Origin of the sequence: Deinococcus fonticola (assembly GCF_004634215.1) — a bacterium.
Taxonomy (GTDB): Bacteria; Deinococcota; Deinococci; order Deinococcales; family Deinococcaceae; genus Deinococcus; species Deinococcus fonticola.
The window spans coordinates 1-9,676 of sequence record NZ_SMMH01000060.1; the positions used below are offsets into that span (position 1 = coordinate 1).

General features: G+C 60.9%; 9 protein-coding genes and 1 pseudogene. 4 read left to right on the top strand and 6 right to left on the bottom strand.

Features of this window, described 5'->3' with window-relative positions; translation table 11 throughout:
• Nucleotides 1–668 (bottom strand): hypothetical protein (locus E5Z01_RS18400; RefSeq protein ID WP_135230707.1); only part of this gene is annotated, 668 nt, incomplete at its 3' end.
• Nucleotides 669–787: 119 nt separating this feature from the next.
• On the opposite strand from E5Z01_RS18400, the gene E5Z01_RS18405 reads away from it, so the two are divergent.
• Entirely contained in the window at nucleotides 788–3,601 is a 2,814-nt protein-coding gene (locus E5Z01_RS18405; RefSeq protein ID WP_135230708.1) for a UvrD-helicase domain-containing protein, read from the top strand.
• A gap of 62 nt (nucleotides 3,602–3,663) precedes the next feature.
• Here the strand turns inward: E5Z01_RS18405 and E5Z01_RS18410 are convergent, their stop codons facing one another.
• The 3 genes and pseudogenes from E5Z01_RS18410 to E5Z01_RS20130 all read right to left on the bottom strand — a co-directional run.
• Nucleotides 3,664–5,331, bottom strand: coding sequence for an MBL fold metallo-hydrolase (locus tag E5Z01_RS18410; protein WP_240738575.1), 1,668 nt, complete (start codon nucleotides 5,329–5,331; stop codon nucleotides 3,664–3,666).
• Nucleotides 5,328–5,558 carry a PDDEXK nuclease domain-containing protein gene (locus tag E5Z01_RS20425; protein ID WP_420810863.1) on the bottom strand — a complete coding sequence of 77 codons (231 nt, stop codon included), beginning with the start codon at nucleotides 5,556–5,558 and terminating at the stop codon, nucleotides 5,328–5,330. The genes E5Z01_RS18410 and E5Z01_RS20425 overlap by 4 nt, the downstream gene beginning before the upstream one ends.
• Before the next feature lie 78 nt (nucleotides 5,559–5,636).
• Nucleotides 5,637–6,031, bottom strand: a pseudogene (locus E5Z01_RS20130) (DUF1016 N-terminal domain-containing protein); the annotation flags it as partial.
• 295 nt (nucleotides 6,032–6,326) lie between these two features.
• On the opposite strand from E5Z01_RS20130, the gene E5Z01_RS18420 reads away from it, so the two are divergent.
• From E5Z01_RS18420 to E5Z01_RS18430, 3 genes are all read left to right on the top strand, one after another.
• Nucleotides 6,327–6,812: a ferritin-like domain-containing protein gene (locus E5Z01_RS18420; protein ID WP_135230709.1), complete on the top strand. Its 486-nt coding sequence runs from the start codon at nucleotides 6,327–6,329 to the stop codon at nucleotides 6,810–6,812.
• A gap of 135 nt (nucleotides 6,813–6,947) precedes the next feature.
• Entirely contained in the window at nucleotides 6,948–8,087 is a 1,140-nt protein-coding gene (locus E5Z01_RS18425; protein WP_135230710.1) for a glutathione-independent formaldehyde dehydrogenase, read from the top strand.
• Between the two features lie 64 nt (nucleotides 8,088–8,151).
• Complete coding sequence (locus E5Z01_RS18430; protein ID WP_135230711.1) at nucleotides 8,152–9,297, top strand: L-dopachrome tautomerase-related protein; 1,146 nt, start codon at nucleotides 8,152–8,154, stop codon at nucleotides 9,295–9,297.
• Nucleotides 9,298–9,324: 27 nt separating this feature from the next.
• On the opposite strand, the gene E5Z01_RS19670 is transcribed toward E5Z01_RS18430, so the two are convergent.
• Both E5Z01_RS19670 and E5Z01_RS18435 read right to left on the bottom strand, forming a co-directional pair.
• Nucleotides 9,325–9,471 (bottom strand): hypothetical protein, encoded by a 147-nt coding sequence (locus E5Z01_RS19670; protein ID WP_167758013.1) that lies wholly within the window; start codon nucleotides 9,469–9,471, stop codon nucleotides 9,325–9,327.
• Nucleotides 9,472–9,539: 68 nt separating this feature from the next.
• On the bottom strand, nucleotides 9,540–9,676 hold a 137-nt coding region (locus tag E5Z01_RS18435; RefSeq protein WP_167758014.1), incomplete at its 5' end, for an IS3 family transposase.

Here is a 9,676-nt window from a genome sequence, read left to right on the forward strand (position 1 = left end):
AACCCTGTACAACGAGAGGCGATTACACTCCAGTCTGGGGTACGTGCCCCCGGCAGAGTTTGCGGCCCAGTATCATCAAGCCCAGATGTGACTTGACCCCCTGTCCGCCTTCTTGGGTGCAGTCCACGTCTCTTTTGGAAACTGCAAGATGTCAGCTTACCAACCTGCACGTTATGCAGAATCAGGGCCAGCTTCATCGGGCGGCGGGCTGGGCGGTTCTGGACTCGCGCTGGATCGCGGGGAAAGGCGCTGGTAACCACCAGCTTCAGCCCCTTGCCGGAATCCCGGTCTACCTCGAAGTAAACTTCGTACTCGACAGCATTGCCACTATGGGTCGTCAGCTCAATGGTGAAGAAGTTCTGATGCCCAGTGTGGAAGACCTGGCGCTGCATCAGGGTGGTGATGATGGTTGGAAGCTGCTGCGACAACTCCCAGCGCACGAAGTCAAAGGTGCGTTGGTCATGACGCGGCAACGGGTAGAGCAGCGCCGGGTCATCTCCAAGCTTGACTGACTCGGAAAAGCAGTGATGCCCGAAGTGAACCCGCACCTGGTAGCGACGCTCAGGCTTCTCGGCAGTGGCCGCCTGGACGAACACATGGTTAAAGGAGTCGAGGTGCGACAGGTCATAGGTTGTGCCCCGATACAAAAAGGCCTGCCACGTCGTCACTTCCGTAGTTTAACGTGTCAGGCTGCTTTTTTTGGACAACACCACATGGGGTTAGTGTGAAATTGCCACTAGAACGCCACACCGCCAAACTGATGGCCCTGCATCAGTATTGTTAGGGCATGCGTTTTCTCACCTACCGCGACCTGGATGCTGGGAAAGTCAAAGGCAAGTTGAAAAAAGTGCAGGAGGCGGTTGAGCGCGATGACTTCAGGACGCCAGACATCAAGAAGCTGGCACAGGGGCCGTATTACCGTGCCAAATTGGACGATACCAACCGACTTTTGCTGACCTTCGTGCGCCACGAGGCCGAGGGGAAAGACCCGGAGACGGTGTGCATGGCGCTGGAAGTCATTCACCAGCACCAGTACGAAAAGTCTCGATTTCTGCGTGGTGCGGCCATAGATGAGGCCAAACTGCCTGACTTCAACGTCTCGGTAGTGAACACCGAAGCGCAGCGGGTGCGTTATCTCCATCCCAGCCGAAGTGAATTTCACTTGCTGGACAAGGTGATCTCCTTCGATGACACGCAGGACGCGGTATACCGCACGCCTGCGCCCGTCATTCTGGTGGGTTCGGCAGGCAGCGGGAAAACGGCGCTGACCCTGCAAAAATTGCGCGAGATGCCGGGCCAGGTGCTGTATGTCACGCTCTCCAAGTTTCTGGCGCAGAGTGCCTCTGAGCTGTATGGAGCGCACGGCTTTGAGAACGAGGCGCAGGAAGTGGATTTTCTTTCCTTTGCCGATTTCCTCCGCACCATTCGGGTTCCGGCGGGGCGCGAGGTGACGTTCGAGGATTTCCGCGTTTGGGTGGGGCGGCAGCCGGGCTTGAAGTTCACTGACGCGCATCAACTATTCGAGGAGTTGCGCGGCGTGCTGAGCAGTTCGCCGGGTGGAGCGCTGAGTCGTGAGGCGTACCTGAGCCTCGGCATTCGCCAGAGCATTTACGCTGCCGAACAGCGGCCTGGCGTGTACGACCTCTTCGCCAAATACCTGAAGTGGTTGGAGGAGGCCCGCCTGTACGATTCCAGCCTGCTCGCCTCGGCGTACCTGAGTGCCGTGACGCCCACTTACGATTTCGTGGTGGTAGACGAGGTGCAAGACCTCACGGCGGCGCAACTGGCGCTGATTCTCAAAACCCTCAAGTCGCCGGGGCAATTCCTGCTGTGCGGCGACTCGAACCAGATCGTCCACCCCAATTTTTTCTCCTGGGCAGCGGTCAAAACCCTGCTCTACAAAGCCCCCGAGCTGGCCGAGCGACAGAAGATCAGCGTGTTGCAGGCGAACTTCCGCAACTCCGGGCAGGTGACGCGGGTGGCGAACGACATCCTGAAGGTCAAGCACGCCCGTTTTGGTAGCGTGGATCGTGAGAGCAATTTTCTGGTGCGGGCGGTGGCGAACGACCCCGGCTCAGTTACCTTTTTGCCCGACGATAAGCGGGTCAAAAAGCACCTTGATGACCAGACCCGCGACAGTACCGAGTACGCCGTGCTGGTGCTGCGCGACGAGGACAAGGCCGCAGCGCGGCAGGCATTCGGCACGCCACTGGTCTTCAGCGTTCACGAGGCCAAGGGACTGGAGTATCCCAACATCATCCTGCACAACTTCATCAGTGGGTCGCGCCAGACCTATGCCGAAATTGCGGAGGGGGTAACGCGGGCCGACTTGCAGGCTGATGAGCTGACCTACCGCCGCGCCAAAGACAAAGCCGACAAGTCGCTGGAAATTTACAAGTTCTATGTGAACGCGCTGTATGTGGCGGTGACACGGGCGGTCAACCGCGTGACCCTCATCGAGTCGGACACCCGTCACCCACTCCTGGGATTGCTGGGGGTGGAACTGGGGAACGAGGCCGAGCAGTTGAAGGTTAAAAAAGCGTCGAGGGACGATTGGGAGCGAGAAGCTCGCAAGCTGGAATTGCAGGGCAAAAAAGAGCAGGCTGGGGACATCAGGCGGCGGATTTTGCAGCAAAAGCCCGTACCCTGGGAAGTCTGGACGCCGCAGGTGCTGGCCCGTATGCAGGGCGAGGTGAGAGCGGCTCCCGGTGACGTGAAGAAGGCGCGGGCGCTGACCGACTACGCGCTGCTGACCCTGGATGATGCATTGCTGGATGAAATGGCGAAACTGAAGATCAAGCCCGCGCAGTCGTTTCTGCGGAACAGCGAAAAAGATCGCCGGATTCAGCGTCAGGCGGTGCTGGACAAGTACCGTAAGCCCTATGAGACGGGCAACCTTAAGGCCATTCTGGCCGATACCGAGCGTTACGGCGTGGATCACCGCACGCCCGAGAACCTGACCCCGCTGATGCTGGCGACGCTGGCAGGTAACTTGCCACTGGTCGAAGCCCTGCTGGAGCGCGGCGCGGACATCGAGCAGACCGATACTCATGGACGCATGCCACACATGCTGGCCCTGTGGCAGGCCATGACCGATACCGAGTACGCCCGAACCAAGCTTGGGCAGCTGTGGGAACGCCTGAAACCTACCCATCTCGACGTGCAGATAGGCGACAAATTAGTGCGACTCGCGGAAAGTGGCGCGGAATACTACTTCCTGAGCGTCATGCTGGCCCAGTGGCCCGTGTATTCCTCTAAGCTCAACCAGCCGCACCTGACCCCAAGGGACTTCTGGGAACGGCGGGAGGGCTTTTTCGTGAATGCCCTCCAGACCAACCTGGAACACTTTCCGGCCAGTGTGCTGAAAGAACAACGGCGCAAGCGCCAATACTTCAATCATGTCATGGCCCGCGCTGAAGCCGAGAGTAGCTACATGCCCGCCCGCAAACTTTGGAAGCGTGTCAAGCTGGGCTACTACGTCCTGAATCCCGAGATGCAGGTCAAGCTGATGCTGGCTCCGAATTCAGAAGGCGAGTGGTTGGGCGTGGCTCTGCTGGCTGACGCGGTGGGTCGTGGGTGGCTGGATACTTCAGATGCATAAGTGCATCGTCGTCAAGTCTGTCGGGCTGAGGTATACCCCGCTCTTCACCCGCCAGCTACTTATCAGGCCATTTCCTGATCCGTGCTTTCAGGTGAGGCCGTGACTTCCTGGGCGTCACTTTCCAATTGCCCGGCCAGGGCGTCCGGGTCACGCTGGTTGAGCTTGATGCGGCTGAGCTTCCCCCTGAGCACCTCCAGGGTGTACTCACCGTCGCCGAAGAGCGAGCCGTCCAGTTTCTCGGGCAGGCTGATCCTGAGTTCGTGTGTTTCCGGCTCATACCTGACCTGCACCGCCGTGCGGGCGTGCCTCTCCTTGAGGGCCTCCAGCTTCTTCGGGCTGGTGTTGATGAAGCTCCCTCTGCGCCTGCCGCTGTCCTTCAGTTCGACCTCCTCTCCGGCGGTGGGAAGGCTCACGTCGTATTTGGAGTTCAGATAACCCGCCAGATTGGTTCTGGGAGATACCTCACCGTGCGTCAGCAGCACCTTGCCTGGCCCGTACCGCGCGATCAGGCCGATCAGCCCGCCCCGGTCGGCGTGGGCCGAGAGATAAAAGCGTTCCACCCTGGCGTAGGCGGAGACCGCTTCGCGGCCCCCCTTCCCGTCCGGCAACATGACCTCGCCGCCCTGCTGGAGCTCCAGCAACCTGCGCCCTGGGGACTCGGCGTCCTGGTAGCCCACCACGAACAGCGCATTGTCACTTTGGGGCAACCAGGCTTTTGCGTACAGCGGACTGGCCCCGGCGTGGAGCATGCCGCTCGACGCGATCACGATGGCTGCCCTTTCGGAGTGGATCACTCGCTCGCGGGCCTTATTGTCCTTCACCAGTTCCACCGTGCCGCTCAGAAAAGCGGGTTTCCCGCCGCTCTTGACCCGTTTCTGTAAGGCTTCCGGCAGCAGGGGCAGCATCCCCTCATAGGCCTCGGTGATGCTGCGCGTCAGGCCGTCCAGGTAGATCGGTGCGGGCGGCATCAACCCACTGGCCATGCCGGTCTGAAGAATCTGTGTGATCTCCTGGGCACGGCCCAGCGCGAAGGAGGGGATCAGGACTTTCCCGCCGCCGCGTACCGTCTCGCCGATGGCTTTCATGAAGGTGCTGACCTGTTCTTTTCTGGAGGGCAGCAGGGTGTCGCCGTAGGTCGCTTCCGAGACGACCGCATCCACTTCACCTACGGTATTCGGCTGGGGGATCCAGACGGGATCGACGACCGGGGTGGCGACGTTGCTCACGTCGCCGGTGTGGAAGACCTGGCGGCCCCCACTGCGGATCAGCACACTGGCCGCGCCCAGCAGGTGACCGGACGGCAGGAACTGGAAGGAGAAGCCGTAGTCCGTCACCCACTCGAAGTAAGGGGTGGGGCGCAGGCGTTCCAGGGTGCGTTTCATCTCGGTGGCGCTGAACATCGGGTAGCTCTGGTCGGTGCTGACCTTCAGGGTGTCGGCCAGCACCAGGGTGGCCAGACGGGCGGTCGCCTCGGTGCAGTGGATCAGCAGCTTCGGAAAGCGCCGGATCACCACCGGCAGGGCGGCCACATGATCCAGGTGGGCGTGCGTCAGGATCATGGCGGTGGGGGGATGCTCAGAAAGCAGTTCCAGTTTCGGCAGGGCCGCGTCGCCCACCTGACCGGGGCGCAGTCCGGCGTCGATCAGCAGGTTGCCCTCTTTCAGCAGGTAGAGGTAGGAGCTGGCCCCAACCTCGTCGGTGCCGCCCAGCCCAATGAATCGCAGAGTCAAGCGTCACCGCCTGGGGTCAGGGTGGCCAGTTCCGCTTCCAGTTCCTGAATGCTGGGAAGCTGACCCTTCAAGTCAGCGGGGAGACTCTCGGCGAGCTGGTATCTGGCGATCCCCAGCGGTTCGTCCACGCCGCGCAGGGCGTACTCCGCTGTCACGCTGTCCTGTGTCTTGCACAGGATCAGGCCGATGGTGGGGGCGTCCTGCTCGTGCCGCAACTGGTCATCCACGACATTCAGCTTGCCCTGCCGCTCGATCAGGCGTGACTCGATCTGGTGGATCAGGACGTTGCAGCTCCAGCCGTGCTGAATGGTCGCGCGGGCGTACCACTCGCGCTGGACTGAGTCTTTCACGGTGTTGAGCAGCGTCACCAGGTGCCCCCAGGGCAATTGGTCAACAACCTGTTGACCATTCTGGAAGTCGGGTAGACCGCCGCGAACGAGCGCATGTACTTCAAATTGGTGGTGGAGAAGCCCTTGATGTCCGGGAATTCCCGGCGCAAGTCAGCCGAGAGCTGATCCAGGACTTTTGCGCCCCACCTGGCATTCTTTTGCCGTTCCACCAGCAGCCGACCGATCTGCCCGTAGAGGTGAAGCAGTTCGCATTTGACACTCAGGGCCGCCCTGATCTGGGCGCTGCGAATCTGCTGTTTGAGGTCACCCAGGAGCGTGGCGTAACCGTCTGGAAGCTGGGGAGCACTCATTCCCTCCAGTGTAGGCGAGGCTAACCAGGCTGACGGGTGCCGCTTCTCCGTAACCGCCACCCCACCCACCCGACCAGCGGGTGGGTGGGGTGGCCGGAAAAGTGGGCGACACGAGGCTGCACCGGGATCGTCAGATCAAGCCCGGTTAACGCGACTCTGGCTGGGGCCAACATTTTCTCTAAAGGCGTCCTTAACCCAGGATGCTCCTGTGCTGCCTACCGCTCTGCGATGCTGTTCAACGTTCAACAGATCCGTAACCCTCCCACCCTTCACCACCAATGACAGGAGTTGAAGCATGCGATACCACACCCTCAATGACCTCTACCTCGGCCTGCTGCGCGACCTGTATTCGGGCGAGCAGCAGCTTCTTATCGCCTTGCCGGTCATGGCGCAGGCAGCGGTGACTCCCAAACTTAAAGCGGGCTTTGAACAGCACTTCACCCAGACTGAAGAGCATGTCAAGAGACTCGAACAGATTTTCACCGCTCTGGGCGCTTCGCCCCTGGGCAAAGTCAGTGGTGCGATGATGGGTCTGGTCAAGGAAGGCAATGACATCATCACCGCCAATGAACCAGGCGAGGTGCGTGACGCCGCCCTGATCATGGCTGCTCAGCGGGTCGAGCATCTGGAAATTGCCAGTTACGGCACGGCCGTTACCTACGCTGGTCTGCTCGGCGAGACCAAGGCCGTCAAACTCCTGGAGGCTACCCTGCAGGAAGAGGGTGAAACGGATCAGGCGCTGACGGCGCTTGCCGGTAAAGTCAACGCCAAAGCCAACTGACAGGTGCGCGAGGCTCCCACTCATTCACGTACCCGCTGCGCTGCCAGCGGGGAGCAGGATGAGACGGTGCTCGTCAGATCCTGAAGTCCCCCCCGCCTGCCCCGACGCATGCTGGAACGACCATCGAGGTTCACTATGAAAGCAGTCATCTACAACGGCCCGCGAGACATTCAGGTGGTCAATGTTCCCGATCCTCAGATCGAGCAGCCCACCGACGTGCTGGTCAAGATCACCAGCACCAACATCTGCGGCTCCGACCTGCACATGTACGAGGGCCGCACCGACATCGAAAAAGGCCGTGTGCTGGGCCACGAGAACCTGGGTGAGGTCGTGGAGATCGGAAAGGCCGTCTACCGCATCAAGGTGGGGGACAAAGTCTGCCTGCCTTTCAACATCGGTTGCGGATTCTGCCGCAACTGCGAGAAGGGCCTGACCGGCGCGTGCCTGACCATGGTGCCTGGCCAGGCCGGTGCGGCTTACGGATTCGCGGACATGGGACCGTTCCAGGGCGGTCAGGCGCAGTATCTGCGCGTGCCGTTCGGCGACTTCAATTGCCTGAAACTTCCCGAGGACGCCACCGAGAAGGAAGACGACTACGTGATGCTGGCCGACATCTTTCCGACCGGGTGGCATGCCACCCGCCTGGCCAACCTGATGCCTGGGGAAAGCATCGCCATCTATGGGGCCGGGCCAGTCGGTCTGATGGCAGCCTACTCCGCCATGATTCAGGGCGCGCGGCAGGTGATCGTCGTCGACCGTCACAAGGATCGACTCAAGCTGGCCGAGCAGATTGGGGCCATCGCCGTGAACGACGCCGAACATGACCCAGTCGAGCAGATCATGGAACTGACGAACGGGCGAGGTACCGATAAGGGCTGCGAGTGTGTCGGCTGGCAATGCCATGACCACGGGGGCAAGGAAATTCCCAACCTGACCATGAACAACCTGGTGAGTACAACCCGCGCCACTGGTCAGATCGGGGTGGTAGGCGTATTCGTACCGCAGGATCCTAAGTCTCCGGACGATCTGATGAAACACGGACAGATCGCGTTCGATATCGGCAATTTCTTCTTCAAAGGACTGCGTATGGGTTCCGGACAGGCCAACGTGAAGGCCTACAACCGCGAACTGCGTGACCTGATTCATGCCGAGCGTGCCAAACCGTCTTTCCTGGTGTCACATCGCCTGCCGCTGGAGAAAGCCCCCGACGCCTACAAGAATTTTGACGAGCGTAGTCACGGCTGGACAAAAGTCATCCTCAAGCCCAACGAATAACCTCTCCCTCGCGGGCAGAGCTGGCTTTGGGTCGCTCTGCCCGGTGACTGTTCACAGGTGAACCATGAAACCACTGACCGCTCTGGCCCTCCTCGCTCTGGCTACACCCTCGCTCGCCCTTCCCCGCAGCCCCACCACTCTGGGCGGCAGTAAGCTCGAAGTCGTCCACCGTTTTTACGGTCACATGCCCGTGGGCGTGGCGGTCAACTCGCATGGCCGGGTGTTCGTGTCCTATCCGACCTGGGAGGACAAGGTGCCCTTCTCCCTCGCGGAGATCAAAGGGGGGCGCGAGGTCGCTTACCCGAACAGGGACATGAATACCCACGACCCGAAATGGATGGACACCACGTTCGTTGGGGTTCAGGGATTGATGGTGGATGCCCGTGACCGCCTGTGGGTGCTCGATACCGGTACGCATAACCTCGGCCCGGTGCTCGCGCAGAATGCCGCCAAACTGGTCGGCATCGACACGAACACGAACAAGGTCATCAAGACCATCCACTTTCCGGCGGATGTGGTGCTGCCCAACACTTACCTGAACGACCTGCGCATCGACCTGCGGCAGGGTAAGGACGGCGTGGCGTACATCACTGATTCGGGAGCGAAATCCGGTTCCGGACTGATCGTCGTGGATCTGGAATCCGGGCAGTCCTGGCGCAAGCTGACGGGGGACGACACGGTCAAACCCACGCCGGGGCTCGTGCCTTACGTGGACGGACAGGCGCTGTTCAAACGCCCGAAGGGAGGCGTGGCGACCCATATGGGCTTCGGAGCCGACAGCATTGCCCTGAGTGCCGACGGCAACACCCTGTACTATGCCCCTACTTCCTCCCGTCGGTTGTACGCCGTACCCACCGCTGCATTGCGAGACCGCAATCTGAACGACGCCGAGGTCAAGAAGCAGGTCAAGGACCTGGGTGAGAAGGGCGTCGCCGACGGACTGGCAGAAGACGCCCTGAACCGCGTCTACATCACCAATTACGAGCAGAGTGCCCTGACCCGCCGCCTGCCCTCGGGCGAACTGGAAACGCTGGTGCGGGACCCGCGTCTCATCTGGCCCGACACGCTCGCCATTCAGGGCGGTTACCTGTACGTCATCAACAACCAGCTCAACCGTCAGGGCGGGTATCACTTCGGTAAGGACCTACGCGTGAAGCCTTACACCCTGATGCGCATGAAGATCGACGCGCAGCCGGTCATGCTCAAGTAGCGGCTGGGGCATCAGCACGAGCAAATATCAGGCCCTGGCCTCGATGAACTCGCGGCCGACGGAGAGGGCCAGGGCAGGACCGAACAGCTCAGCGGGCGTAAATGCCCCACTCTTCCCTTCCCCACGGGCCAGTCGGGCGGCGACCTCCGCCGCCACAGCCACGGTGACGGTCATACCGTCCTCACCCACCTTCAGCCAGCCTTCCCGCACAGTGGGGTTAACTCGGTTTTGCGTCGCTGAAGTTAAGCAGCCGTAGCTTGGCACTCCGCCTCCCAGGGCGTCAAGTAGCCCCGGCTGGAATGCCGCCGTTTGCGGTTGTAATACACCTCCACATACTCGAAAATGGCCTGTCTGGCCTCTTCGTGGCTGCGGTACACGC

Excerpts from the sequence above, each read along its gene's own strand:
- E5Z01_RS18420 (WP_135230709.1), top strand. The coding sequence starts at position 6,327 with ATGCGATACCACACCCTCAATGACCTCTACCTCGGCCTGCTGCGCGAC.
- E5Z01_RS18430 (WP_135230711.1), top strand. The coding sequence starts at position 8,152 with ATGAAACCACTGACCGCTCTGGCCCTCCTCGCTCTGGCTACACCCTCG.
- E5Z01_RS19670 (WP_167758013.1), bottom strand. The coding sequence starts at position 9,471 with ATGACCGTCACCGTGGCTGTGGCGGCGGAGGTCGCCGCCCGACTGGCC.
- E5Z01_RS18425 (WP_135230710.1), top strand. The coding sequence starts at position 6,948 with ATGAAAGCAGTCATCTACAACGGCCCGCGAGACATTCAGGTGGTCAAT.
- E5Z01_RS18405 (WP_135230708.1), top strand. The coding sequence starts at position 788 with ATGCGTTTTCTCACCTACCGCGACCTGGATGCTGGGAAAGTCAAAGGC.